Here is a 25,116-nt window from a genome sequence, read left to right as displayed (position 1 = left end):
ACTATTAGCATCCCGATAGCTCTGTACGATGGATAAATAAATGCGACCAGTTTTTTTATTTTTCACTTGTCTAAGAAACATGAACATGGCTCCCTTAATTGAATACGATTTTACCTTCATTATACCATATTATTCTACAAAAGTCTACTAAAATATGACAAAAAATAAAATAAAAATCCCCGGAAACATCAATGAAATCAATGCTTTCGGGTTAATAGTTGTTTAAATGTGTTGCAAAATTGGGGAATAAAAGTATTGATGTAATCTCTTTTTTTCATTAAAAAAAGTGGCAAATTTTAAAAATTTTCTATTGTACTTACAGAATATGTGAAATAAAATAAAAGGAGTAGATCATAGAACAACCTCATGATGTGATGAGGTTGTTTTTATAGGCAGGTCATCTGATGACCATACAATCTTATGAATGGGTGTGAGGAGAAATGAAGGTATCGCTTTTTGCAACATGTATTACAGACATGTTTTATCCAGATGCGGGGAAGGCGGCAGTCAATCTGTTACGACGTTTTGGCGTAGAGGTTGATTTCCCACAAGGACAAACTTGTTGTGGACAGCCATCTTATAATAGTGGTTACATGGAGGAAACTCGTCAAGCAGCTAAACAGATGATACGAGCATTTGAAAACAGTGAATACATTATTGGCTTATCTGGTTCTTGCAGCTCAATGTTAAAAGTTCACTATCCAGAACTCTTTGAAAATGACCCAGAATGGTATCCAAAGGCAGTGGCATTATCTAAAAAGGTGTATGAATTTTCTCAGTTTTTTGTTGATGTATTAGGTATTACCGATGTGGGGGCAGAGTTGGATACAGCAGTAACCTTGCATATTGCTTGTCATACACGTAGAGGGATGGGGGTTGTTGATCAACCAGAGGCAATGTTGAAAGCGGTTAAAGGATTAAAATTTGTGCCTATTCCAAATGCAGAGGATTGTTGTGGATTTGGTGGAACCTTTTCAGTTAAAAATCACCTGATATCTGAGGAAATGGTTCAAGAGAAATCTGAGCATGTATTAGAAACAGGGGCTAAGATCTTAGTTGGAACCGATATGGCTTGTTTAATGAACATTGGTGGTCGGTTACGTCATAATGGTAAACCGCTTCCAATGATGCATATCGCAGAATTATTAGAACGGGGGTTGGCGAACAAATGAGTAATGAAACCCAACAAGCTTTCGTTGATCGAGTAAAAAAATCAAAGGAGGATGAATTCCTTAAACTTTCGCTTCAGCGGGCACAAACTAGATTTCGTGATGGAAGACAGGCTAGGTCGGAAGAATTAGGCAATATCGAAGAATGGAAGGAAAGGGCAAGCCAAATTAGAAGACACACAATCGAGAATTTGGATAGCTACTTAGAACAATTTGCAACAAATGTGCGCAAGTTAGGTGGACATGTACACTTTGCCCCAACAGACTCAGATGCTTTAGACTATATTAAAAAAGTAATGAAGGAAAAAGATACTCATTCCATTGTTAAATCAAAATCAATGGTATCTGAAGAAATGCATCTTAATGAAGCTTTAGAAGAGATTGGGATCCGGATGGTTGAGACAGATTTGGGTGAATATATCATTCAACTAGCTGGAGAAAAACCTTCTCATATTATTGTTCCCGCTATTCACAAAAATAAGGAACAGGTTGCAGAATTATTCTCAAAAGTAGCTGGGGAAGAGTTACCTGCAGATCCAGAAAAGCTAACGGCGTTTGCAAGACAAAAACTACGTCAGGAATATCTAAAGGCAGAGGTTGGAATTACTGGTTGTAATTTTGCTGTAGCAGAGTCGGGTTCCTTTGTATTGGTAACCAATGAAGGAAATGCTCGTATGTCTACTTCTTTTCCCAAAACCCATATTGTAATTATGGGAATGGAAAGAATTGTACCTACGTGGGAGGATTTAGACGTCGTTGTTTCCTTGTTGCCAAGATTTGCGACAGGGCAGAAAATCACAAGTTATGTAACCGCTTTTACGGGTCCAAAGCGGGAAGAAGATGTGGATGGTCCGGAAGAATTACATGTGGTCATCGTCGATAATGGACGTTCCGAAATTCTAGGGACAAAATATCAAGAGGTCCTAAAATGTATCCGCTGTGGTGCATGTATCAATGTATGCCCAGTCTATCGCCATATTGGCGGTCATGCCTATGGCAGCGTTTATCCAGGCCCAATAGGAGCCGTTTTATCACCATTATTAGGAGAAAAAGACGAACACAAGGAGTTACCTTTTGCTTCAACATTGTGTTATGCATGTTCAGAGGTGTGTCCTGTTAAGATTCCATTAGCTGAATTGTTGGTGGAACATCGTAAGGATTATGTGGATAGCAAGAAAACTGCCTGGGCTGAAAGGATTGCAATGAAAGGCTTTGGTATGGTGATGGGCAATCAAGGCTTATATGAAAAAGCAATAAAGGCTGCAAGACCATTATCTAGTCCCTTTACAAAAAATGAATATTTTGATAAATCATTACCCGTTTTAAAGAATTGGACAGATGTCAAGGATCTGCCTCGACCAGCAAAAGAGACTTTTAGAGATTGGTGGAATAAAGAAGGAAAGGATGCTGGTAAACAATGAGCATAATGACAAATCAAAACCAAGAAAAGTTCTTAAATCATCTGGCCAAAAGACTAGGTCGTGATCGAAAGTCAGGTGTTACTTCACCAAAGCATGAGCATTTTCCTTGGGATCATCTGTATCAAGATTTAGATCAAAATGGATTTATTAATCAATTTATTAAGAATTTGCAGGATATTGGTGGACATGTCAAAAGAGTTTCTTCTGATATGGTAACAAAAGAAATCGACCAAATCATTGTTGAACATCAAGCCAAAAAAGTCATTACTTGGGATGATCCTGATTTAGAGGGATATCAACTTGAGAAACATTTACAAGGGAAAGCAGAATATGTGAAATGGGATATAAATAAAAAGTTTGATTCCTTAGTCCCTTATGCTGAACAAAGCCAAATTGGGATTACGATGGCCGACTTAGGGCTTTCTGAAACAGGTACGATCATGCTATTTAACCAAGGTGGAAGAGGAAGAAGCGTGAGCTTATTGCCTGAAGTTCATATCGCTATTTTACCCGCTGAAAAAATTGTGCCTAGGATTACTCAAGCGATGAAAAAAATTAAAGAAACACTAAATGAAAAAGGTCAGCTCCCTTCACTGATCAATTTTATTTCCGGGCCTAGTCGTACTTCTGATATTGAGATGGTGTTAACTATTGGGGTTCATGGACCTAAAAAACTATATGTTCTGGTTGTTGATTGATAAAGAAGCCTCTTTTCTTTTTTTTGAAAAGAGGCCTATTTTTACATTTGTGGGCTCTTTGTCATTCATTTGAAAAGATTAAGGGTTTGGCTCTCCTGCATAGCCAATGTTTAATGCGTTTGCCAAATCCTTATTTACACTGACTAGATCGTTTCGACTTAGTTGACTAAAAGCAGTTTTCCCTAACCCAATAACTGCAAGTTTCATATCTTCAATCGATGAGTTTAAGAAGTTAGCTAAATGCTTAGCTCCTTCTTCAATATCTAATTTGTCAATCATTTTACCAGTATGAAGTAGTAGTTGCGGTGGAGGACTAAATGGTAATGTTTTTTCTACTTGAGATTGTGCTAAGGCCATTAAGGCAATGGTTCCAATATAGACTGCATCTGCCCCTAAAGCTATTGCTTTTAAGAATACACCAGGGTCTTTCATCCCTCCTGCGATGATCACTTGATATTTATCTCGTACACCTTGTTCTTCTAAATAGCGGATTGTCCGGGAAAGTCCATAAATGGTAGGCAATCCAACATGGTCTTGTAGTAAGGAAGAAGCAACAGCTGTTCCTCCTTCAGCCCCATCAATTACAATGTAATCCACATCAGACTGGATGATCACTGCCAATTCTTTCTCGATATGGTGATTGGCCGCTATTTTAATTCCAATGGGTACATCATAGTCTTGTTTTAATTGATTAAGAAGTTGGATGACATCTTGAGGACTATTTACTCCCTTTAGCCTAGAGCTAAAGACTGCGTCTTGGCCCTCTTCTAATCGCCAAGTTTTTCTTAAATGTTCATCGATTTCTGACGCTTTTTTTGTGGAAGGTGTAGCATTTCCGTATGCCCCTTGACCAAGCTGAACTTCAATTGCATCTAATTGCTTTAGGTCGTCTGGCATCATAAAGTGTCCACGATTTAACTGACCAATGAGTAGAGCAGCAGCAGACCTCTCTTCATCAGAAACGGCCGATTCACCCGTATTGGTGCTCGTTCCAGCCATGGTTGCCCCCTTTGCTAAAGCTACTTTAGTATTTAAGCTTAGAGAACCTCCATAGGACATGCCAGTAATCATGATTGGTATACTTAAATGAAGTGGTTTTTTTGCACGCGGTCCGATCGTTACACTCGTATCAATAGGAACTCCTTCCATCGTAGGTAATTGAAAGAGTTGAGTCGAATTCAAGTAGAGTAAATCCCAATGAGAATGATTGATTGGACTTCCTAAAGGGCGAGTGATACTTTGTCCCGATTGGGCTCTAATTCCAGCCTCTATGATAGAACGAATTCCTAATCGTTGTGTAACAGTAAGACCTTCTAACAAATTATTATCATAGGGTTCTGTCATGATCTTGTGAATCATCTCATCAGTCATACTGTTTAAGATTTTGTTGAAAATGTATTCAAGCAAGTAAAAATCACCTCCTAAATTTTCTTCAATTAGTATTTGATAGAAAATAGAATTTATCCAAACTCATACTATACAGAAGAAACACCAGCAGGATGGACACCTGGGCAACCGATATTAAAACCAAGCCCAAGAGGTTTTTTTCATCTTTGCCTATACATTTGATTAGCATTTTACATAGTATAACATTAAGATGCTCTATTAATGGCAGATGGGGGGAGGGGATTTTGTATTGCCTAATCCTATGATTCTTAGTATTCCTGTCATCGCGATAACAGGGAGTGCTGGTAAAACAACAACAAAGGAAATGGTTGCATCTATTCTACAAAAACGGTATAAAATTTTAAAAACACAAGGTAATGCCAATACTTACAAACATACAGCAAAATATGCAAATATGATTCAACCCTACCATAAGGCTCTTGTGCTTGAATATGCAATGTTACATGCAGGTGGGATTCGACGACATTGCCAGATCATTCAACCAAACATTGGAATTATTACAAATGTTGGAACAGCACATATTGGAAATTTTAATGGAAAGATTGAGGGTGTTGCCAAAGCAAAATCAGAACTGATTCAATATATGAAACAAACAGGCTTACTTGTAATCAATGCGGATGATGAATATTCTAAATTATTAAATACCAAGAAGTTTAAAGGGAAAATACTAACCGTGGGAATTGATCAAAAGGCAGATATTCAGGCGAAGAATATCAATTATCTAAGAAATGGTATGACGTTTAAGGTATCATTAGTAAATAAAGAATATGAATTTTACATCTCAGCCTTAGGTAAACACAATATTTATAATGCATTAAGTGCAATCGCAGTGACAAACCATTTAGGTTTTACACCGAAAGAAATTCAAGAAGGATTAAAATCATTTAAGCGACCATGGAGAAGACTTAATATTTACCAACTACCAAATGGCATAAAAATCATTGATGATACCTATAGTGCCAACCCTCATGCGATGAAAGCAGCGATTGATGTTTTATCGCAAATAGGGAAGGGAATGAATATAGCCGTTTTAGGTACAATGTTAGAAATGGGAAAATACTCAAAAAGAGCTCATCAAGAAGTTGGAAAATACATTGTAAAGAAAAAAGTGGATTACCTTTACACATATGGAAAAGATGCAACCTTGATTGGAAAGGCAGCTAAAGAATTAGGGTTTCCTCCAAAAAGAGTATTTCACTTTACCAACAAAGAAAAATTAAATCATTTTCTCACTAAGTATTTAAGGCCAAATACGACGATTTTAGTGAAGGCATCACATGGAATTAGAATGAATGAAACCGTAAAATATCTGATTGCGTACAGCAAAAAAGCCATTTGATTATAAATGGCTTTTTTGCTCTATATTTTTTGCTCTATATGAGTTGTCGTGTTCTTCCATATTTTTTTCATTGTGTGAATCTCTTCGGTGGATAAATGAGAGTCTGGTTGGCGTAAGAACTTTTCAATAGGTAAGACTCTATAACGAATTTTGCGAAGTTTATGATTCTGTTGTGTCCATGTGGGGACGTAATCAATCTTTTTAATATTCGTTTCTCCTTTTTCATTTTTTTCAACAGTAATATTTACGATAACTCCGCTTTCTGTGTGGATATTTTTCCACATTCGTTTGGAAATGAAGTTCCCTAATGAGTTAATCACGATCCCCTTTTTTGTGGTTCCATCAAACCTTGTAATGTCTTTAAAAATCATGGGTTGAATCACATGGGGATGCGAACCCAAAATAATGTCTGCTCCGTGTTTTAATAGTGTGTTAGTTATTTCTATTTGCTTTTTGCTAGGATAACGATGAAATTCTCTACCGAAATGTAAAGAAATAATCGTTACATCTACTTTTGGTTTAATTAAGTAAAGATCAGTTAAGATCTTTTTTAGGTGAATCCGATTTACTAACCAAGGATGATCCTTCGGTACAGGAATATAATTGGTGCCATACGTATAATTGAGGATCCCTATTTTAATCCCCTTGATCGTTTTTATCAGTAAATTTTTGGATTCTTTGTATGTTCTAAATGTACCTGTATGTTCAATATTAAAATGATCAAGAACGTCTAACGTTCTTTTCAACCCTTTAATACCGCGATCCATACAATGATTATTAGCAGTTGTTATCACGTCAAAGCCTGCTTTTTTCAGTGCTGGTGCTAATTCATCAGGGCAATTAAACATGGGATAACCAGTTTTCTCATTTTTTTGTTGATATTTTTTTTCCCTTCCTGAAAGCGTTGTTTCCAGATTGCCAATGGTGAGATCTGCACGTTTAAGATAAGGTGCGATTTCTGTAAACATATGGTCGAATGAATAACTTCCTTTATTTGGGATTCTAGCTGCTTCAATTTGACTGTTCCACATTAGAATATCTCCAACAGCTGAAACTACGATTTCAGTCGACACTATATCCCCTCCTTTTCCAATTCGTTACACTTTTATGGTAAGATACATACGATTGTTATAATAAATAATACAAATCCAATCATGATGTTTTTTTATAGTTTATGCGAAAAGAAAAGATACGGTTTATGTGGTTTATACTAAAAAAAGCATAAAATCTATCGTTGATGGTGAAAAGAAATGGTGGTAGCTAAAAATCAACTTCTGTTTAAGCCCTTTCAATGGGAATGGGCAGTAAATATGTACAACTACCTAAAAAAAGAAGAGGTTAAAAGATATTTGGATCTCCCCTTGTTCTCTTATCAAGCTTATACAGAATGGCTAAAGCAGATCGAATGGTTAGAATGGATAGGGCAAGCCTATCATCGAACCATTTGGAATCAGAACGGGGAAATGATTGGTGGTGTTTTTCTTCTAAAGATTGATGAGGATAATCGTGTAGCAGAAATGGGTACATGGATCAGAAAAAGAGACTGGGGAAAAGGATTTAATCAACAACTGAAAGAAAAGGCCTTAAATGACACTTTTGAAGAAATGAATATAGAAGTCGTTTTATTTTTTGTCGATCAAGAAAATCTACGCTCAATTAAGGCTTTGCAAAAGTTGCCATATGTTAAAGAGCCAGAAGTAGGAGAATATCAAGAACTTTTACGAAGAAAGGAATTTAAGCTAGGGAAACCCCTTCGTTTATTTCAAACAAAAAGGGATGATTTTAAAATCATCTCTTGTGGTATCAATAGATTGTAGTATTAATCAATGAGATAACGTACAAGCGTTTTATCTCGATCATGATAAAATCTCGCAAAGCTAACTTTTTGTTTTTCTAACATTTGTGGAATAAAGAGTTTATCATTTCTGCCAACTGGACGATTCCAAATCTCATTTAACGGAATCCATTCTAGTTTTCCTTTATTTGATTCCTTTTGTTCTCCACTGAAATCTTCTGAATAGAAGACATATAAGGTCGTTTTGGCCAAAACCTCATCCTCTGGCTTTGGCTGCATCATGAAATTAACAATTCCTCTTAATTCTAGGGTATTTAAGCTTAGGCCTGTATCTCGTTGAATCTCTCTTTTTGCAGTATCAAAAGGACTTTCATGTTCTTTGATTTCTCCTCCAGGAAATAGCCATGATCCAATATGGCGACCTTTTTCCTTCTGAAGCATAAGAATTTCCCCGTTTTTCACCATTAGGCAAGTGACAAAGAATTTTTGTTCCATCTATTACTCCCCCTGTTTAAAAAATGAAGTCTATTAAAAGTATAGTTGATTTTTTTCTTTTTTTGATGTCTAAACTTGATGAAAATGTAAAGATTTGATGACAATTAAGAAAAATACCCACCTTTTAGGTGGGCAAAAAAAGACGGTACTTATACCTTTATAGGCTACTTCTTATTGTACTACAAGTTTAGCAGGTTTGTTTTTACTATTGGAAAAAGGTTGGGCTAACCTTTCAGCATAACCATTGACCCAGAGGGATTTAATTCGATCCAATTCTTCTTGAGTAAGTGGTTGTTTATCTGAGCTCTCGGCAAATTCTTTTAAATTCTGTTCATTTGTTATATTAGGAAAGACCGATTTTACAGAAGGTCTAGCTAAGGAAAAGAGAATCGCCAACTGGCCAATTGTCCGATCGGTTTCTTGATATAATGGTTTCAATTCGCGAACAACCTCTAAACCAGCTTTCATCCATTCGATTGGACGATGGTTACGGTGATCGCTTTTATCAAAGTGTTTATCAGGATCATAAGTTCCATCCAATAGACCAGAGGCATGTGGTACCCTAACGATCAGGGAAGTCTGATGTTGGTCTGCATGAGGGAAAAAATCCCTTGCAGGATCTTGTTCCAAAATATTATTAATCACATGAACCACATCATATTTTTCAATGGCGGCAAGCCCTTCTTCTTCCCAACCAATATCTGGACCTAAAGCTACACCATAAAAACGAATTTTCCCTTCCTCTTTAAATCGTTCAAGTGTTTCGATTACAAGATCACTTTGAATCGTGCTCATTCTTGCATTATGTAATTGATAGAGATCAATATAGTCAGTTTGTAGTCGTTTTAAACTTTCTTCTAATGAACGACGCATCGATTCAGGACGCCAATCTTGCGGAAGTTCAGAGTGACCTGTTCTCTCACCACGGTTCGTATAAATATCGTAACCCCCTTTTGTAGCAAGAAATAAGTTTTGGCGTTTATCCTTTAATGCTTCCGCTATGATGGTTTCACCACGTCCATTCCCATAAACATCTGCTGTATCAAAGAAATTGATTCCGTAATCTTCATAAGCAGAACGTAAAAGTTTCTTTCCCAATTCTTCATCTGTCACACCCCACCATTTGGTTGCAACAGTCCAGACCCCAAACCCTACTTCAGACACTTTAAAATCGTTTCCTGGTAACTGACGGTATTTCATCATATTTCACCTCGTTATTTTAAATGTTATCACTATGATTATAGTGTAACATGTTGAAAAAAGATAGGTTGAAAAAAGATAGATAGAGAAAATGAAATCATAAATATGGCATAAGGATTATCTTTTTCATACATTATCTCTTAGTTGTAATGGCCACTGTGCATCGGGAAACACAAACTTTTTTATTTTCTTCATCGGTAATATCGATTTGCCAAACCATAATGGTTCTTCCCTTATGCACAGGGGTTGCCGTCGCATAAATGATTCCTTCTTTTTTGCTACGAAGATGATTGGCGTTGATCTCAACTCCAAACGCTGCTTGATTCTCTTGATCAATATTTAGCATCGTTCCAATGCTTGCAGCGGATTCGGCAAGAACAACGGACGCACCACCATGGAGGTAACCCAATGGCTGCCTTGAATTCGGGCCAATAGGCATCATTAAAACCACTTGATCCTGTTCCAATTTTACAATTTCGATTCCTAATGCTTCATGAATCGTATCTTTAATCAAATCCATCATTAGCACCTCCAATAATATTGTTACATATATAAATATTCTTTGTTTATGATCTCTTTAAGTTTATCATTGTTCTACTTGTTGAAGTCAATCCTTTTCAATTAGATGATTTATCGATATAATGATAAAGGAAACAAAATAATGAACGTTGATTCATTTTTTTAATTTTAAACTGAACTATGGTTCATTTCTTTCGAGGTGATTTATATGATCACAATCAATCAAGATCGATATTCCAAATGGATTTTTGATGGGATAAAGCATGCAACACGAAAGGAACAACCCTTGATCCTATCATTTGTACAAAAGATAAAATCTCTAGATCCTTTACAATTCTTTAAGAATGCATCAGCGCTATTTTTTGGACAACGAATGTTTTGGTCGGATTCTGCTGGTGAAATGTCGATTGTAGGGGTTGGACATACCTATGTAATAGAAGCAGAAAAGACGAGGCCATTTCAGTCGGTCAAAGAAAAATGGGCAACATTATTAGAACAGGTTCTATTAAATAATGATTCAGAGAATAAAGGGATAGGAACAGGCCCGCTTTTGCTTGGTGGTTTTTCTTTTGATCCTTATAAATCAAAATCAAGTTTATGGCAAGAATTTAAAGAGGGAATCCTGTTTCTACCTACTTTTATGTTAACTCAGATTAAAGGAGAAAGCTGGTTAACAATCAACCTTCAAGTTACTAAGGAGGGTCATCCTGAATTTCTTGCTAAGAAACTTGGGAATGAATTAAATATATTATTACAAGAGAATGAAAACTTGAATAATGAAGGAGACCAAGTGACACAGCCAATGATTCAAGAGGTAGACCCTGAAACTTGGCTGAATTCGGTAAGGAAGGTAACAAAGCACATTCAACAAGGAGATTTAGAGAAGGTTGTTTTAGCTCGTGAATTACAACTTCAGACAACTAAACCTATTTTTGCAGAACATGTCCTAATTCGTTTACGTGAGCAACAACCAGATAGCTATCTTTTTGCAATAGAGAACGGGGAAAAATGTTTTCTCGGCGCTTCACCTGAACGATTGGTGAAAAAAGCAGGTGACAAACTTTTAACCACTTGCTTAGCAGGAACCATCTGTCGTGGAAAAACCATTGAACAAGATGTAGAATTAGGCCAACAACTACTACATGATCGTAAAAATCGCTATGAACATGATCTTGTGGTACAAATGATTCGATCTGTAATGGAAGAAGGGTGTAGTAAGGTAGTGACTCCATCTGAACCCATATTATATAAATTAAAAGATGTTCAACATCTGTATACCCCGATTGTCGGCTATAGTGATTCCACTTCCATCTTAGATATGGTGGAGCGGTTGCATCCTACCCCTGCCTTAGGTGGGTATCCAAGAAGTCAAGCTATGGAATTGATTCGAAAAGAAGAGATCTTAGATCGGGGCTGGTACGGTGCTCCTATTGGCTGGTTTGATCGCGAGGGAAATGGTGAATTTGCGGTGGCGATTCGTTCGGGAATGATTCATGGCAGGTTCGCTTCATTGTTTGCTGGTTGCGGAATTGTGCAGGACTCCATTGCAGAGAGTGAATATGAGGAAACGATGATTAAATTTAGACCAATGTTAAAGGCAATTGGGGGTAAAATAAATGAGCAATGAGGCAATGACTTATTACCTCGCATCTTTTGTTGACGAGCTAGCAAGGTTAGGTGTTTGTGATGCTGTAGTTAGCCCAGGATCAAGGTCTACACCAATCGCTATCCTGATGGCAGAGCATTCTAGAATCAAAGTATGGATGCATGCTGATGAACGATCTGCAGGTTTCTTTGCTTTAGGGATGGCAAAAGAAATGAGAAAACCTGTCGTACTGCTTTGTACCTCTGGGACTGCAACTGCGAACTATTTGCCAGCGATTGTGGAAGCTCATCAATCTAGAATTCCTTTATTGGTTTTAACGGCAGACCGTCCACACGAATTAAGGGATGTAGGAGCACCACAGGCCATTGACCAAATCCATCTGTATGGAAGATACGCAAAATGGTTTGTGGATATGGCCTTACCGGAGAGCACGTTCTCTATGTTACATTATGTTCGTACGATGGCTGGAAGAGCAGTAGCAATGGCGGCAAATGGGCCAGCGGGAGTTGTTCATCTTAATTTTCCTTTGCGTGAACCTCTTGTTCCCAACTTAGATTTACAAGATTTATGGGAAAAGGGTAGAAGTGAAGGGAAACCATACATAAAAGTGACGAAAGGGAATCTAGAACTAAGCAGTGATGAACTTAAGCTTCTAGCTGAAGAGCTGCAGGAAGTTGAGAATGGTTTGATTATTTGTGGGCCTGAAGATCACCTTGAACTTAGTCAAGCTCTTACACGATTAGCAGATAAGCTTCAGTTTCCAATTTTAGCTGATCCATTGTCACCTCTTCGCACGGGGAGCCATAGCAAGCAATGGGTGATCGATAGCTATGATTCCTTTTTACGCAATGACGAAGTAAAAACGAGCTTTAAACCAGAGTTGATTCTCCGTTTTGGGGCAATGCCGATTTCAAAAGCATTGTTACAGTATATACAACACCATTCAGAGGCACGTCAAATCATTATTGATCAAGATCAAGGCTGGCGAGAACCAACCCTGATGGCATCCAAAATGATTTATGCTGATCCAATCCGTTTTAGTTACTCGCTTGCTGAGTATCTAGAAAAACGAAAAGAACCTTCATTATGGGGGACAAAATGGAAGCAATTAAATGAAATCAGTCAGTTCCATATGCAAACCTTTGGTAAGATGGAATCCTTATTTGAGGGACAAGTCGTCATTGAACTACAGCAGCTTCTTCCAGAACATGCAATTCTCTTTGTTGGAAATAGTATGCCTGTTAGAGATTTGGATACCTTTTTGGCTAACACGGATAAGCCACTACGAACGATGGCTAATCGAGGAGCCAATGGAATCGATGGGGTTGTCTCTAGTGCATTAGGAGCAACTGTGTCAGGTTCTCCTTTAGTTTTAGTGATTGGCGATCTATCCTTTTATCATGATCTAAATGGATTGCTAGCTGCTAAGCTGCATCAATTAAATGCAACCATTGTCTTAATTAACAATAATGGTGGAGGAATTTTCTCCTTTTTACCGCAATCCAAACAAGAGAAGCATTTTGAATTGTTGTTTGGTACGCCACTAGATTTGGAATTTGAACATGTGGTGAAGATGTATGGCGGACGTTATAAGCGAATCAAGGATTGGCAAGAATTCCGTCTAGCCGTAAATCAAAGTCTCTCAACCGTAGGGCTTGATGTTATCGAAATCCTTACGAATCGCCAGGAAAATGAGCAACTTCATCGGAAGCTTTGGCATTCTTTATCTGAAAAGATTTCAAAATGGAAAGTGCAGGTTGATCAGGATGAGAATCGAGGTTAACCAGGTTTACTATCATGTTAAGGTGGTTGGACAAGGTCCTACCTTGATGCTCCTTCATGGATTTACTGGGTCAATGGAAAACTGGGAACCTTTGATTCAAGCTCTAAGTCCTTTCTATCAACTGGTGCTGGTAGATATTTTAGGTCATGGGCAATCAGATAGTCCTAGTGATCCAAATCACTATGAGATTGAACAAATTTGCGATGATTTAATTCAAATCTTAACAGAGCTAAAACTAGATAAAATACATCTGTTAGGTTATTCTATGGGGGGAAGGTTGGCGTTAACGTTTGCCATCAAGTATCCTGATCGCGTCTTTTCTTTAATCTTAGAAAGTGCATCTCCAGGAATTGACTCAAAGGAGGAAAGAGAGGAGAGAAGGATCAAGGATAGGATTTTAGCTGATTTTATCGAAGAGAAAGGGATTGAGGCTTTTGTAGATTATTGGGAAAATATCCCACTTTTCTCAACGCAAAAACAGTTACCACTAGATCTACAACAACGTATTCGTTCAAATCGGTTAAAAAACAATCCATTGGGTCTTGCAAATAGTCTTCGCGGAATGGGGACAGGTCAACAACCGTCATGGTGGGAGCATTTACTCCAACTTGAACTACCCGTACTGATCATTACTGGTGACATGGATGAGAAGTTTTGCCGAATTGGGCAGCAAATGGTTAATCGATTGAGGGATAGCAAACATATTATTGTTGAACATGCTGGTCATACCGTTCATCTTGAACAACCAGCTCAATATATCAATATTTTAAAGAATCATTTAGCATTACATAAAACAAAGGAGGATTATTATAATGGTTATTGAGTGGGTAAAAGAAAGAGAATATGAAGACATTCTGTATGAGACATACAATGGAATTGCAAAAATTACGATCAACCGTCCTGAAGTGCGAAATGCATTTCGTCCAAAAACAGTGATGGAGATGATCGATGCCTTTGCCTATGCCAGGGATGATTCCAAAATCGGTGTCATCATTTTAACAGGAGCAGGTGATCAAGCATTCTGTTCAGGTGGTGACCAAAAGGTACGTGGTCATGGTGGTTATGTAGGTGATGATCAAATCCCTCGTTTAAATGTGCTTGATTTGCAGCGTTTGATCCGTGTCATTCCAAAACCAGTAGTTGCAATGGTTGCTGGATATGCAATTGGAGGTGGCCATGTGTTACATGTTGTTTGTGATTTAACGATTGCCGCAGATAATGCCATCTTCGGACAAACAGGACCTAAAGTAGGTAGTTTTGATGCTGGTTATGGTGCTGGTTACCTTGCCCGGATCGTTGGTCATAAAAAAGCAAAAGAAATCTGGTTCTTATGTCGCCAATATAACGCTCAAGAGGCTTTAGAAATGGGTTTGGTCAACACAGTTGTACCTCTTGAAAAGCTAGAGGAAGAGACGGTTAAATGGTGTGAAGAAATGCTAGAAAAATCTCCAACTGCTCTTCGCTTCTTAAAGGCAGCCTTTAATGCTGATACAGATGGATTAGCTGGAATACAGCAATTGGCTGGGGATGCAACCCTTCTTTACTACACGACCGATGAAGCAAAAGAAGGTCGCGATGCTTTTAAAGAAAAAAGAAATCCAGACTTTAAGCAATTCCCACGTTTTCCATAAGCCATTAAGTGAGGCCAAGGAAGATGGAAGAGAAGATGTTGAATTGGCTTTATAAAAGAGCTGAGCTTACCCCTAATCGTATCGCATTACAGATCGAAGGCCAGACATGGACCTTTTCTGAATTGCACCAAAATGTACGAATGCTCGCTTATCGCATGTATGGTTTAGGCATGAAAAAAGGAGACCATGTGGCCTTCTTGCTAAATAACGACCTGTATACGGTTGAAATCATTCATGCTTTAACCTATGTGGGTGCAGTGGTGATTCCATTAAACACAAGATTAAGCAGACAAGAAATTGCTTATCAATTGCAAGATGCAAAAGTAGACTATTTACTTTTTGATCAAGAATATGCGGAGCAAGTTCCAGAACCAAATGGTAAGGGATTATCAGTAGTTCGTGTAGAAGAACTTTATCGTACCAAACTAATTGAAGGTGCCATTCAAACTGAGATTGATTTAAACCAGACTTTTACCATCTTGTATACATCGGGTACTACAGGAAAACCAAAGGGAGTTATGTTAACCTATGGTAACCATTGGTGGAGCGCAATTGGCTCTGCACTAAATTTAGGATTAGATGTGAATGATCGCTGGTTAGCTTGTCTACCATTTTTCCATGTCAGTGGTTTATCCATTTTGGTTCGAAGTGTGGTCTATGGGATTGCTGTCGTATTACATAAAAAGTTTGATGCGAAAAAGGTGAATCAATCGATAAAAGAAGATCGAGTGACTCTTATTTCCGTGGTGAGTACCATGCTTTCTCAGATGATCGAGGATTTAGGTGACTCCTCTTATCCGGAGTCCCTTCGCTGTGTCCTTTTAGGAGGCGGGTCGATCCCTCAACCATTACTTGCCAAAAGTAAACAGTTAGCGATTCCTGTGTTTCAAACCTATGGAATGACAGAGACCGCTTCGCAGATCGTTACCCTTGCACCAGAGTATATGTTGGATAAATTGGGTTCAGCCGGTAAACCCTTATTCCCATCACAAATAAAAATTGTAGATGGAGATCGGGAAATGAAGGCAGGAGAAGCAGGGGAAATCGTTGTAAAAGGGTTTAATGTAACAAAAGGCTATTTTGGAAATGAACAAGCGACAAACGAAGTAATCTATGATGGTTGGTTACGTACTGGTGATATAGGTTATCTTGATCAAGATGGATTCCTCTTTGTTCTTGACCGGAGAAAGGACTTAATCATATCGGGTGGAGAAAATATCTACCCAGCCGAAGTGGAATCGGTTATCTTAGAACACCCTGCCATTGAAGAAGCCGGAGTGGTGGGTCAATCTGATCCAAAATGGGGACAAATCCCTGTGGCCTTTGTGAAAGTAAAAGAAGGACAAGAGGTTACGGAAGCAGATTTGATCTCGTTTTGTAAAGAAAGACTTGCAAAATATAAAGTTCCCGTCTCCTTTACATTTGTAGACGAACTCCCTCGAAACGCTGCAAAAAAACTATTAAGAAGAAAATTAGTCGAACAATTGCAGAGCAAATAGTGATATAAAAAAAGGTGGAAGGAAAAATCTTTCCGCCTTCTGTTTATAAGGACTTTGCAATTTGGATGATTTCTTCTTTTGTTAATTGGCCTTCAATCGAATAATAAAGATTTTGGTCCACCCAGAAAAGTTTCACAATCCCATTTTTAAATGTTAATAATGAAGCTTCCCGATCATACCATAACACTTTTTCCACTTTTGTATCATCAGTATCCACAATCGAACCTGAGCCAAATCCGTCACCAATCGTCATTTCGTTAATTGAAAAACTTCTTGTATCACTCCTAAAATGAAGATAGATGTTATCACTCTTTTCATTTTGCTGTTGCAATACGGTTACATTCATCAAATTAAATTCACTAGGAACTTGTTTTGGTATTTTAATAGGGAAAGCAGTATTTTTTTTCGCTTCTTCTAGACTCATTTGAACACTCACAATTTCGGAACCTTCAACAACAGAAAATTGATCCGAATCAGGAGGGGGATTTTTACCTTTTTGATCTGTTTGACTACTGACCCTTGTAAACAATTGGGTTACTGGCCCTTTCACCTTAAAAAAGATTTCTGTTACTTTACTAAATGCTGAACCGTTTTGTGGGATTAGTATAGCTGTAAGTAGTAGAATAAGAATAAGAGAAGAAGTATACAATGACTTTTTCTTCGATCGAAAAAATCTTTTCCATGGGTTGTTATTTTCTCTTAATTTCTTTTGAATCGCTTCCCATGCTTCTTCCTTTGACAATCGTGGAGGTGGACATTTTTCGATTTCCTCAAGAATGACTTCTTTCATCAATTGATCAAAATTAACATTTTTTTGATCGGTCATCCTAATTCACTTCCTTTTCCTTTCATTTGCTTTCGAATATTTTCTATTAATTTTTGTTTCGCTCGGTGAATCTTGGATTTTACTGTTCCGAGACTTTGGTGTAATTTTTCCGCAATCTCTTCATCTTTGAGACCATAGTCATATTTTAATATTAATAGTTCCCTGTAATCAGGTTTTAATTTTGATGCTTGTTCTTGGATTAGTTTTCTTAGGTATTGATCTTCAAGTATTTTTTCAACAGGAGAAATTAGTGGATTAGACGGGTTTCTATCTATATAGACGTCATTAATCGTAAAATCGTTCCATTTTTTTATTTTTCTTAGAAAATCAATTGCTGTTCTTGTCGTGATGCTCCCTAACCAGGGACCAACCTTGTTAAGGTCTTTTAAAGTATGAAATTGATTAAAGGCTTTAATAAAGGTTTCTTGTGTGACATCTTGAGCAATGAATTCATCTTTTGTGATGTAATAGGCTGTTGAGTAAACCTTATAATAATATTTTTCAAAAATCTCTTCTTTGAAGAGGTCATTCTTTTTTACATTCAAAAAATATTCTTGAGCCAAGTAATTCACCTCCTAAACTTAGGCAATTTTTAACTATTATAACGTAGATTAGCAAATGTTGATATGGTTAACAATTGGGCCGGATGAAAGTGATGTATTTTCAATCCAAACAGGTTATAAAGAACAATTAATGGCAAAAACTTTTGTGAAAAATTTTGATGTTTTAACTGGGTTTAGAAAGTCAAACCCTATTGCAATGATTATTGGACATATAAATTACACTCGCCTGAAGAAGGAGAGCTTCAATATACACCTTATTACAGAACTGACGGCTATTTACCTCTTCAATGGGTATATATGGAGAATTTCCATGATGATAATGCTTTAGCTAATATGGCTGTGAATGGATTTGAACAAAAAAGAATAATTTATGATAATTCTTTTGGTGGTGAAGTAGTCCTAGAAGGAGATTGGGTTCAACAAGGAACACCTTATCCAATGTAAAACTAATAATAACTTTAAAAAGGTTATGCTATAATTTAAGCATAACCTTTTTTGGGGGAGGTAAAATCGTGAAAAAACACCTTGGTTTTATTACTATTCTTCTTCTATTGTTATTGACTTCCTGTTCACCAAAACTTTCAAATAAAGAGCCAGGAGATGCTGCTTGGTTAATCATGAGATCTATTCAGGAACCGTTTAAGTATACCGAGTTTGAAAAATATTTTAATGAAGGATTGCCTTCTGAAGAAAAAAAACAGATTTATGAAAAATTAAAAGATTACACTAAGGGCATCAAATCGTTTAGAAGTAGAACGATTGTAGTAATAGAACCTATTATGGAAAATAACCAAGCCGAATATAATCAAAAAAAAATCGAAATGGTTGTAGTAAAAACTGACGAGGGATATAAAGTTCAAACAATCAATCTGAAATAAATGTGACAGAAATCTTTATTAGATTTTGTCTTTTAATTGGATTTCTTGCTTGTTCTAAACGGGATTTTAATTTTGATCCCGTTTGACAATTTGGCTTAAATGATTGGATTAAACAAACTAATGAAAAAGAAACTCAAAATCAATCGAATAATCAAGAGGAAATTCAACAAAGTCAGAACGATTTGGAACAGACACAGACAACAACATCGGAAAAAATCATAGACATATAAAATGAGCCAGGGCTAACGTGGATAAAAGTCAATCGTAATTTAGAGGAACTTAAAAAACTTTAAAAAGAGGTAGATGAAGGACTTAAAGTGGGGAATCTTGATCCCGAGAATGTTGCGTATGAATTCATTGTTTATGAATTAAAGATGGATAAACCTTATGAGCTGAATAAAATAGAGAAATAAGCAAGCTGCTAAATAAAAAGCCTTGCCAGTCATCCCAAAATCTATTAACCTCTTTCATGGAAACACAGCTAATATTTTCATGAGGGGGAAACAGAAAGGATGCTAGCAATGGCTCAACAAAATTATATCAAACACTTGAGGGAACGAGAAGACTTAGCAATTAATAGTATTGCTAAACAAATGAATATTAATTGGAGAACAGCTAAGAAATATGCAGATAAAGATGATTGGAACTTAGATTTGAAAGAAAGAAAAAAACGTTATCCAATCTTAGGAGACTATATAGAGATTATTGACACATGGTTAGAGGAGGACTTGAGAAAACCTAAAAAACAAAGACATACACAAATCCGAGTTTATCAGCGTTTAGTTGATGAATGTGGCTTTACAGGAGGAATACGTACCGTTACTGCATACGTTGCAAAGAAAAAGAAAGAGTTAACTAAAACTACAGATAAATTTATAGATCTTCAACATCCTGATGGTGAAGCTCAGGTCGATTATGGTACAGCAGAGGTAAATCATAACCAAAAACTCATTCAAATAAAATACTTAGCCATGTCTTTCCCATACAGTAATGCCGCGTATATTTGGTTATTACCTAGTGAAAACATAGAAAGCTTTCTAACTGGATTACAGCAATTAATGCAGCTTGTTGGGGGAGTTCCAAGGAAAATATGGTTTGACAATCTCTCTGCAGCCGTCGTGAAAATAGAGAATTACAGAGATCGCAAAACAACAGAAAAGTTTACACAGTTTGCAATGCACTATGGATTTCAATATGAATTTTGCAATGCTGGAAAGGGGCATGAAAAGGGAAACGTAGAAAACAAAGTGGGATATACACGTCGAAACTGGATGGTTCCTCTTCCTACCCTTACAAAGTCTGTGCTATTAAAGATTCACTGGGATTATGTTGAGGTGATGGATCAACATTATAAAATTTTAGGAGAATTTATGCGTCCTTACTCGTTTAAGGAGCATGAGATTGATTGGAAAGCTGAATTATACATAAGAAACCAAAAGCAGCTACTTATGCTTGGATTTATTCACAGTTACCTCCAACGGTACAAATCTATGTGAATATCTCCGACCTTAACAAAAGAAAGTCACGGATTGGATGGCTAATTAAATAGATAGATGGGGGTTATAGCGTCAATCAAATCTCACAAGCGATTGAGAGAACATCAGTATACCAGCAAGATCAAGAAGGAGTTTTATATCACACCTTGTATCAAATTACACACCCTGTTTCCACCATGGAAAGTATAGAGGAGGATTATACACCGAACATATTTAAAAATTATGACCCAGACCTGGATGTATATGACCAACTGTCGAAAGAGGGTGTAACCCCATGAGCCATCAATTGATACAACAGTGCTGTAAACAGTTAAGATTAGGGCATATTCCAAAGGTGTATTCAAAGTTGAATGATGAATCTAAGGAAGAATATTTGTTAACATTATTACAGTCGGAGATTCAAGCACGAGCATCAGCAAAGATTAACAGATTAATTAAAAAGGCAGGATTCAGCCAACAGAAGACATTCGAGGATTATGAACTAGGCTCAGCAGCAACAACGTTTAATGATTCTTTATCATTTGAAGAATTAAAAGACTTGGTATTTATGGAACGTAATGAGAACATCATGATGCTTGGAAGTGTGGGAACTGGAACAACCCATTTAGCCATCGCTACTGGTATAGAAGCCTGTAAGAATGGGAAAAATGTACGATTTTTTCGAGTCTCTGATCTCGTATCCATTCTACTAGTGAAACATCAAAATGGATCATTCAAGTATAGAAGCAGCTGAGAGAGAAACGTTTGAGGAAATAGGTTATAGAATTGATTTGTCAAATGAGCGACCATTTTTTGCTATAAATTTTGAAGAAGGTTTTGATGATTATTATCTAGTTGAACGAGAAATAGATATTGAATCATTGACACTGCAATATGAAGAAGTTCAAAAGGTTAAATGAGCAAGCAAGGATGTTATATTACAATTAGTAAGAGAGGGCAATTTTATAGATTACTGGTTTACTGAACTTTTATTTGAAATGAGAAAACAACGAGGCGCAATTCGTAAACAGGATTTTAAGAAAACGAAAAATGATTAATAATTTATTGAAAACACGGTCAGACAACGAAAGAAATAACCGGGCTTTGTGAATTTACGGGATTTTATCGGAAATATATTGAAGAGGTGAATAACCTTGTATGAGAAAATAGCTAAATTTTATGATCGTCTCGGTTGGAGTCAGTTTCCTCTTAAATTGTGGGATCAAATGGAAAATTATTTTAAACAGGAAAATTTCCATCCATCTAATCACCTTGATATTGCTTGTGGTACAGGAGTACTATCTATCAAAGCTGTTACAGAAGGTCTTCTCTCAGAAGGACTTGATTTTTCAATAGATATGCTAGAATTTGCAAGAGAAAACGCAAAATCGAAAAACGTAGATATAAATTTCTATCATGAGGATATGAGGAATTTTAATTTGAATAAGAAATACGATCTTATTACCTGTACTTATGATGCAATAAACCACCTTCTTACAATAGATGAATGGAAACAAACTTTTACCCAAGTTAAAAATCATTTAAATAATAATGGAATGTTCATATTTGATTGTAATACACAGAAAGCTTTAAAGGAACGTTGGAATAGTATTCAGATTAATAAAGACAGTAAAGGAAATTATATGATCCAAAAAGCTATTCATTATGAAGATAAAGGAATCTCTACTGCTTCATTTACGGTATTTTTTAAAGAAGAAAATGGGCTATTTGATAGTTTTGAAGACACATTTACAGAAATTGCTTTTTCATCAACTGAAGTAATCAATCTTCTTAGAGAAGTTGGCTTTGAAGAAATCAGTATAACAGATACTAATTTTAACAGAATCGACCATCCAGATGAGGAATACAGAAACGTATATATTTGTAAGTAACTGATATATATTTCCGCAAAATATTCCCATGTCTGTATAGCCGGTGAGTGTGTACACCTGGTAAATATCATAATGGATGTCATGTTCCCTGTTCTATTGACAAAGTTTGTCTATTTCAATAGATTAATATTGTCTACTGGAATAGACAAACGAAGGGGGCATTGAAAATATGGAACAATATAAGCTGTTTGACGCAGAGTTTAAGTTTATGTGTATTGTATGGGATGAAGAACCACTAACGACCCGAAGGCTTATAGAACTGTGTCAGGAAAAATTGGGTTGGAAAAGAACCACAACCTACACCGTACTCCGCAAATTGAGTGACCGTGGAATACTTAAGAATGAGAATTTCATCGTTTCTTCTATTATTAAGCGTGAGCAGGTTCAAAAATATGAAAGCGAGGTTATCGTTGAAAAATCATTTGGCGGCTCGCTACCTAAATTTATCGCGGCATTTCTAAATGATAAAACCCTTTCTGATGATGAAGCCGAGGAGATGAAACGGCTGATAGATCTCCATAAGGAGGGTCAAAAATGAGCTTTTTGGAAGATGTCTTTATTTCCACACTTAATATGAGCATTACGGCAAGCTATGTGGCTATTGCCGTGATGATCGCCCGTTTGCTGCTGAAAAAGGCTCCAAAAGTGTTTTCCTATGCCCTCTGGAGTGTTGTGTTATTTCGGCTGATTTTCCCTTTCAGTTTTTCCTCGTCGTTTAGCCTTTTAGGACTCATCCAGCCCGTACAAACCGGTGCTTCTTCAACGCAGTACATCATGCAGGATATCGGCAAGATGGAGGTACCTACAGTAAATACGGGGGTTGACAGCGTGAATGCAGCTATAAACGCCTCGTTGCCGACTGCGATCCCTGTAGCAAGCGTAAACCCGATGCAAGTTTGGATTACTCTTGGGACACTAATTTGGCTTATAGGTATAGCCGTTTTACTCATATCTGCCATGACCTCTTACCTACGTCTGAAAAAGCAAATCAGTATGGCTACATTTGTTACGAGTAATATTTATGAAACGGATCTAATTCGCAGTCCTTTTGTCTTCGGAATGGTGAAACCAAAAATTTATCTGCCACTAAGCCTTACAGAGCAGGAGCGAGGATATATCCTGTGCCATGAGCAAACCCATATTAAACGGCTTGATTATCTGACCAAGCCAATTGCTTATCTCGCGCTTGTAATCCATTGGTTTAATCCTCTTATGTGGCTGAGCTTCTCCCTTATGACCAAGGATATGGAAATGTCCTGTGATGAACGGGTTATGCAAATAAGGGGCAGCGAGAATATCGCTGGCTACAGCGACTCTCTACTTGCCTTAGCAACATTTAAGAAAACACCTTCACCAAGCCCATTTGCTTTTGGAGAAGGCAATATCATAGCAAGAATAAAAAACATCTTAAATTATAAAAAGCCAGCATTTTGGGTTATTGCTACTTCAACTATTGCAGTAATAATCTTAGCGGTTGTTCTGATTTCAAATCCTATTAAAGGATTTAGTATTTATGAGCATCCTGAAACTCAATCTCTTTTTTTAGGCCAAAACAGTCTGAGAGTACCGGCAATGGTGCGTATTGTTGATGAGATCAGTGGTGACGAATATATTCTGACCGATACAAATGAAATAGCTAAGGTAACGGAAATTGTGGAGGAGATGCGCATACCAAAAAAGGAATTAAGCAAAGCTCGCGGTGGATCCAACAGCCGTTATTCGATTTCATATTATGATGATATAAATAACAGCATTTCGGAGTACCGTTACATCATTCATGTCGCTCCGGTTTGGATTGATAACAACGTAAAACCAAGTTTTAGCTTTGATCTTATTAACCAGAAGGATATCTTAAAACGACTCGAAGAGGTATTTGCCAGTAAGAACGGCACGGCTATGTATAACATTAATTCTTTGCTGGAAAATAAAATGCAATATATTGGCGACAATGCAAAGGTTGTAGCCCTTATTGATGCTCTGCCTTTGCCGAAAGGAGTGAAACGTGATTCGATTGAACTGTTCACATCTAAAGCTCCCTATGGCGTGCAGATCAATTACAGTTTGGAGGATGATTCTGTCCAAATAAGCGAGGAACAGTTCTTAAGAAACTCTATTCTACTTCTTGGTTTGATCAACAATGCTGAGGAAATCACTCATATGGGCTCTTGGAATAATAAATTACTTTCCTCAACTCCTTTTAAATTCACCTATACCCGTGCTGACGCTGAGAGGATTGTCGGTGGTGATGTACGGCAGTTTGCTGAGAATCAGGAAAGTCTTGCTGAACTTATCGAAATCATTCAAATGTTAAAGAATGACTATAAACGTGACGAACAGGCCGTGCAAACCCTAGTGAAACGATTCGGGAAAAAGCTGCAAATGGTTTCCCTCACGGCTCCCAATGATTTGGTCGCTGCAAGCATCGCAGAAAACTACAGTGATTATGTAACGCCGGAACTGATGCAAAAATGGCAGGCTGATCCGCAAAGTGCACCTGGTAGAGAGGTTTCTAGCCATTGGCCTGACCGGATTGAGATATTGCGGATGGAAAGAGGCGATACAAACCACTATATCGTGTACGGAGAAATAATTAAGGTCACCAGTGTCGAGCTCGTTAACGGCGGAGCTGCTGCCAAGCACCCGGTCACGCTTACAGTACAAAAGGTCAATGACCGTTGGCTGATCAGCGACCTGACTATGGGCGAATAAGATGCCTAACGCTAAAGTTGAAGTATTTAAAAATGCATGAAACCAAGTAGGTTGTTGCGTTAGCCTGTCAAGTGTGACAAGGCATTAGCAATTACCTGTAAGCTCAGAGGTGTCGGGGATACGAGAACGTTATGTGAAAGGTCGGAGAACGTTCTTTTTCTAAAGCAGTTTCACTTGATAAAAAATGTGATATAATTTATTTAAAATTTCA

The 25,116-nt window shown here is 37.2% G+C and carries 25 protein-coding genes; 18 read left to right on the top strand and 7 right to left on the bottom strand.

The window, feature by feature from the left end:
* Nucleotides 1-440 precede the first annotated feature (440 nt).
* Genes BEN26_RS11685 through BEN26_RS11675 form a run of 3 tightly spaced genes read left to right on the top strand, consistent with a single transcriptional unit; the run spans nt 441 to nt 3,288 of the window.
* Nucleotides 441-1,172: a (Fe-S)-binding protein gene (locus BEN26_RS11685; RefSeq protein WP_069799501.1), complete on the top strand. Its 732-nt coding sequence runs from the start codon at nt 441-443 to the stop codon at nt 1,170-1,172.
* The gene (locus BEN26_RS11680; protein ID WP_069799499.1) at nt 1,169-2,590 is read left to right on the top strand and encodes a LutB/LldF family L-lactate oxidation iron-sulfur protein; all 1,422 of its coding nucleotides are present in this window, start codon (nt 1,169-1,171) and stop codon (nt 2,588-2,590) included. Before BEN26_RS11685 ends, BEN26_RS11680 begins: the two co-directional genes overlap by 4 nt.
* Nucleotides 2,587-3,288, top strand: coding sequence for a LutC/YkgG family protein (locus tag BEN26_RS11675; RefSeq protein WP_084818820.1), 702 nt, complete (start codon nt 2,587-2,589; stop codon nt 3,286-3,288). The genes BEN26_RS11680 and BEN26_RS11675 overlap by 4 nt, the downstream gene beginning before the upstream one ends.
* Before the next feature lie 78 nt (nt 3,289-3,366).
* On the opposite strand, the gene BEN26_RS11670 is transcribed toward BEN26_RS11675, so the two are convergent.
* A complete protein-coding gene (locus BEN26_RS11670) occupies nt 3,367-4,695 on the bottom strand; it encodes an FMN-binding glutamate synthase family protein (protein WP_069799497.1) in 1,329 nt (442 codons plus the stop codon).
* Between the two features lie 229 nt (nt 4,696-4,924).
* Between BEN26_RS11670 and BEN26_RS11665 the strand changes: the two genes are divergently transcribed.
* Nucleotides 4,925-6,034 (top strand): UDP-N-acetylmuramoyl-tripeptide--D-alanyl-D-alanine ligase, encoded by a 1,110-nt coding sequence (locus tag BEN26_RS11665; protein ID WP_255421899.1) that lies wholly within the window; start codon nt 4,925-4,927, stop codon nt 6,032-6,034.
* Nucleotides 6,035-6,054: 20 nt separating this feature from the next.
* Here the strand turns inward: BEN26_RS11665 and BEN26_RS11660 are convergent, their stop codons facing one another.
* Complete coding sequence (locus tag BEN26_RS11660; protein ID WP_084818819.1) at nt 6,055-7,107, bottom strand: CapA family protein; 1,053 nt, start codon at nt 7,105-7,107, stop codon at nt 6,055-6,057.
* A gap of 177 nt (nt 7,108-7,284) precedes the next feature.
* Here BEN26_RS11660 and BEN26_RS11655 point away from each other — a divergent pair, with 177 nt between their 5' ends.
* Complete coding sequence (locus BEN26_RS11655) at nt 7,285-7,851, top strand: GNAT family N-acetyltransferase (protein ID WP_069799493.1); 567 nt, start codon at nt 7,285-7,287, stop codon at nt 7,849-7,851.
* Nucleotides 7,852-7,853: 2 nt separating this feature from the next.
* Here BEN26_RS11655 and BEN26_RS11650 read toward each other — a convergent pair whose 3' ends face one another.
* The 3 genes from BEN26_RS11650 to BEN26_RS11640 all read right to left on the bottom strand — a co-directional run bounded on the left by BEN26_RS11650 (nt 7,854) and on the right by BEN26_RS11640 (nt 10,044).
* Complete coding sequence (locus tag BEN26_RS11650; protein ID WP_069799491.1) at nt 7,854-8,324, bottom strand: NUDIX hydrolase; 471 nt, start codon at nt 8,322-8,324, stop codon at nt 7,854-7,856.
* 171 nt (nt 8,325-8,495) lie between these two features.
* Nucleotides 8,496-9,524, bottom strand: a complete 1,029-nt coding sequence (locus BEN26_RS11645; RefSeq protein WP_069799489.1) for an aldo/keto reductase — start codon at nt 9,522-9,524, stop codon at nt 8,496-8,498.
* 133 nt (nt 9,525-9,657) lie between these two features.
* Nucleotides 9,658-10,044, bottom strand: coding sequence for a PaaI family thioesterase (locus BEN26_RS11640; RefSeq protein ID WP_069799487.1), 387 nt, complete (start codon nt 10,042-10,044; stop codon nt 9,658-9,660).
* A 207-nt stretch (nt 10,045-10,251) separates the two neighbouring features.
* Here BEN26_RS11640 and BEN26_RS11635 point away from each other — a divergent pair, with 207 nt between their 5' ends.
* From BEN26_RS11635 to BEN26_RS11615, 5 genes are read left to right on the top strand one after another with little or no spacing between them, the layout of a single operon-like run.
* Complete coding sequence (locus BEN26_RS11635; protein ID WP_069799485.1) at nt 10,252-11,670, top strand: isochorismate synthase; 1,419 nt, start codon at nt 10,252-10,254, stop codon at nt 11,668-11,670.
* Nucleotides 11,660-13,432, top strand: a complete 1,773-nt coding sequence (menD, locus tag BEN26_RS11630; RefSeq protein WP_069799483.1) for a 2-succinyl-5-enolpyruvyl-6-hydroxy-3-cyclohexene-1-carboxylic-acid synthase — start codon at nt 11,660-11,662, stop codon at nt 13,430-13,432. The genes BEN26_RS11635 and menD overlap by 11 nt, the downstream gene beginning before the upstream one ends.
* A complete protein-coding gene (gene menH / locus BEN26_RS11625; RefSeq protein ID WP_069799481.1) occupies nt 13,416-14,255 on the top strand; it encodes a 2-succinyl-6-hydroxy-2,4-cyclohexadiene-1-carboxylate synthase in 840 nt (279 codons plus the stop codon). The genes menD and menH overlap by 17 nt, the downstream gene beginning before the upstream one ends.
* The gene (gene menB, locus BEN26_RS11620; RefSeq protein ID WP_069799479.1) at nt 14,245-15,063 is read left to right on the top strand and encodes a 1,4-dihydroxy-2-naphthoyl-CoA synthase; all 819 of its coding nucleotides are present in this window, start codon (nt 14,245-14,247) and stop codon (nt 15,061-15,063) included. The genes menH and menB overlap by 11 nt, the downstream gene beginning before the upstream one ends.
* A 23-nt stretch (nt 15,064-15,086) precedes the next feature.
* Nucleotides 15,087-16,562 (top strand): o-succinylbenzoate--CoA ligase, encoded by a 1,476-nt coding sequence (locus BEN26_RS11615; RefSeq protein ID WP_069799477.1) that lies wholly within the window; start codon nt 15,087-15,089, stop codon nt 16,560-16,562.
* 43 nt (nt 16,563-16,605) lie between these two features.
* On the opposite strand, the gene BEN26_RS11610 is transcribed toward BEN26_RS11615, so the two are convergent.
* Together BEN26_RS11610 and BEN26_RS11605 are read right to left on the bottom strand one after the other, a co-directional pair.
* A complete protein-coding gene (locus tag BEN26_RS11610; RefSeq protein ID WP_069799475.1) occupies nt 16,606-17,388 on the bottom strand; it encodes a DUF4367 domain-containing protein in 783 nt (260 codons plus the stop codon).
* Nucleotides 17,385-17,951, bottom strand: coding sequence for an RNA polymerase sigma factor (locus BEN26_RS11605; RefSeq protein ID WP_069799473.1), 567 nt, complete (start codon nt 17,949-17,951; stop codon nt 17,385-17,387). The genes BEN26_RS11610 and BEN26_RS11605 overlap by 4 nt, the downstream gene beginning before the upstream one ends.
* A 297-nt stretch (nt 17,952-18,248) precedes the next feature.
* Here BEN26_RS11605 and BEN26_RS11600 point away from each other — a divergent pair, with 297 nt between their 5' ends.
* From BEN26_RS11600 to BEN26_RS11565, 8 genes are all read left to right on the top strand, one after another.
* Nucleotides 18,249-18,395, top strand: a complete 147-nt coding sequence (locus BEN26_RS11600; RefSeq protein ID WP_181482282.1) for a hypothetical protein — start codon at nt 18,249-18,251, stop codon at nt 18,393-18,395.
* Nucleotides 18,396-18,463: 68 nt separating this feature from the next.
* Nucleotides 18,464-18,829: a hypothetical protein gene (locus BEN26_RS11595; RefSeq protein WP_069799469.1), complete on the top strand. Its 366-nt coding sequence runs from the start codon at nt 18,464-18,466 to the stop codon at nt 18,827-18,829.
* 521 nt (nt 18,830-19,350) lie between these two features.
* Entirely contained in the window at nt 19,351-20,325 is a 975-nt protein-coding gene (istA, locus tag BEN26_RS11590) for an IS21 family transposase (protein ID WP_181482281.1), read from the top strand.
* Nucleotides 20,326-20,599: 274 nt separating this feature from the next.
* Entirely contained in the window at nt 20,600-21,058 is a 459-nt protein-coding gene (locus tag BEN26_RS11585; protein WP_069799465.1) for an ATP-binding protein, read from the top strand.
* Nucleotides 21,030-21,224: an NUDIX hydrolase gene (locus BEN26_RS13990; protein WP_220126435.1), complete on the top strand. Its 195-nt coding sequence runs from the start codon at nt 21,030-21,032 to the stop codon at nt 21,222-21,224. The genes BEN26_RS11585 and BEN26_RS13990 overlap by 29 nt, the downstream gene beginning before the upstream one ends.
* Nucleotides 21,225-21,458: 234 nt before the next feature.
* A complete protein-coding gene (locus tag BEN26_RS11575; protein WP_068725454.1) occupies nt 21,459-22,196 on the top strand; it encodes a class I SAM-dependent DNA methyltransferase in 738 nt (245 codons plus the stop codon).
* Between the two features lie 169 nt (nt 22,197-22,365).
* The gene (locus BEN26_RS11570; RefSeq protein WP_069799463.1) at nt 22,366-22,734 is read left to right on the top strand and encodes a BlaI/MecI/CopY family transcriptional regulator; all 369 of its coding nucleotides are present in this window, start codon (nt 22,366-22,368) and stop codon (nt 22,732-22,734) included.
* Nucleotides 22,731-24,905 (top strand): M56 family metallopeptidase, encoded by a 2,175-nt coding sequence (locus BEN26_RS11565; protein WP_069799461.1) that lies wholly within the window; start codon nt 22,731-22,733, stop codon nt 24,903-24,905. Before BEN26_RS11570 ends, BEN26_RS11565 begins: the two co-directional genes overlap by 4 nt.
* Nucleotides 24,906-25,116: the final 211 nt, after the last annotated feature.

The organism is Tepidibacillus sp. HK-1 (genome assembly GCF_001748485.2).
Taxonomy (GTDB): domain Bacteria; phylum Bacillota; class Bacilli; order Tepidibacillales; family Tepidibacillaceae; genus Tepidibacillus_B; species Tepidibacillus_B infernus.
The sequence above is the reverse complement of the archived record's forward strand: the minus strand, read 5'-3'. Positions and strand labels throughout refer to the sequence as shown.

Bases quoted from the DNA above. Each gene is read 5' to 3' on its own strand.
- BEN26_RS11600 (WP_181482282.1), top strand. From the start codon at position 18,249: ATGGAGAATTTCCATGATGATAATGCTTTAGCTAATATGGCTGTGAAT.
- BEN26_RS11685 (WP_069799501.1), top strand. From the start codon at position 441: ATGAAGGTATCGCTTTTTGCAACATGTATTACAGACATGTTTTATCCA.
- menB (WP_069799479.1), top strand. From the start codon at position 14,245: ATGGTTATTGAGTGGGTAAAAGAAAGAGAATATGAAGACATTCTGTAT.
- BEN26_RS11565 (WP_069799461.1), top strand. From the start codon at position 22,731: ATGAGCTTTTTGGAAGATGTCTTTATTTCCACACTTAATATGAGCATT.
- BEN26_RS11570 (WP_069799463.1), top strand. From the start codon at position 22,366: ATGGAACAATATAAGCTGTTTGACGCAGAGTTTAAGTTTATGTGTATT.
- BEN26_RS11680 (WP_069799499.1), top strand. From the start codon at position 1,169: ATGAGTAATGAAACCCAACAAGCTTTCGTTGATCGAGTAAAAAAATCA.
- menD (WP_069799483.1), top strand. From the start codon at position 11,660: ATGAGCAATGAGGCAATGACTTATTACCTCGCATCTTTTGTTGACGAG.
- menH (WP_069799481.1), top strand. From the start codon at position 13,416: ATGAGAATCGAGGTTAACCAGGTTTACTATCATGTTAAGGTGGTTGGA.
- BEN26_RS11635 (WP_069799485.1), top strand. From the start codon at position 10,252: ATGATCACAATCAATCAAGATCGATATTCCAAATGGATTTTTGATGGG.
- BEN26_RS11615 (WP_069799477.1), top strand. From the start codon at position 15,087: ATGGAAGAGAAGATGTTGAATTGGCTTTATAAAAGAGCTGAGCTTACC.
- BEN26_RS11675 (WP_084818820.1), top strand. From the start codon at position 2,587: ATGAGCATAATGACAAATCAAAACCAAGAAAAGTTCTTAAATCATCTG.
- BEN26_RS13990 (WP_220126435.1), top strand. From the start codon at position 21,030: ATGGATCATTCAAGTATAGAAGCAGCTGAGAGAGAAACGTTTGAGGAA.
- istA (WP_181482281.1), top strand. From the start codon at position 19,351: ATGGCTCAACAAAATTATATCAAACACTTGAGGGAACGAGAAGACTTA.
- BEN26_RS11645 (WP_069799489.1), bottom strand. From the start codon at position 9,524: ATGAAATACCGTCAGTTACCAGGAAACGATTTTAAAGTGTCTGAAGTA.
- BEN26_RS11655 (WP_069799493.1), top strand. From the start codon at position 7,285: ATGGTGGTAGCTAAAAATCAACTTCTGTTTAAGCCCTTTCAATGGGAA.
- BEN26_RS11610 (WP_069799475.1), bottom strand. From the start codon at position 17,388: ATGACCGATCAAAAAAATGTTAATTTTGATCAATTGATGAAAGAAGTC.
- BEN26_RS11650 (WP_069799491.1), bottom strand. From the start codon at position 8,324: ATGGAACAAAAATTCTTTGTCACTTGCCTAATGGTGAAAAACGGGGAA.
- BEN26_RS11585 (WP_069799465.1), top strand. From the start codon at position 20,600: ATGAGCCATCAATTGATACAACAGTGCTGTAAACAGTTAAGATTAGGG.
- BEN26_RS11640 (WP_069799487.1), bottom strand. From the start codon at position 10,044: ATGGATTTGATTAAAGATACGATTCATGAAGCATTAGGAATCGAAATT.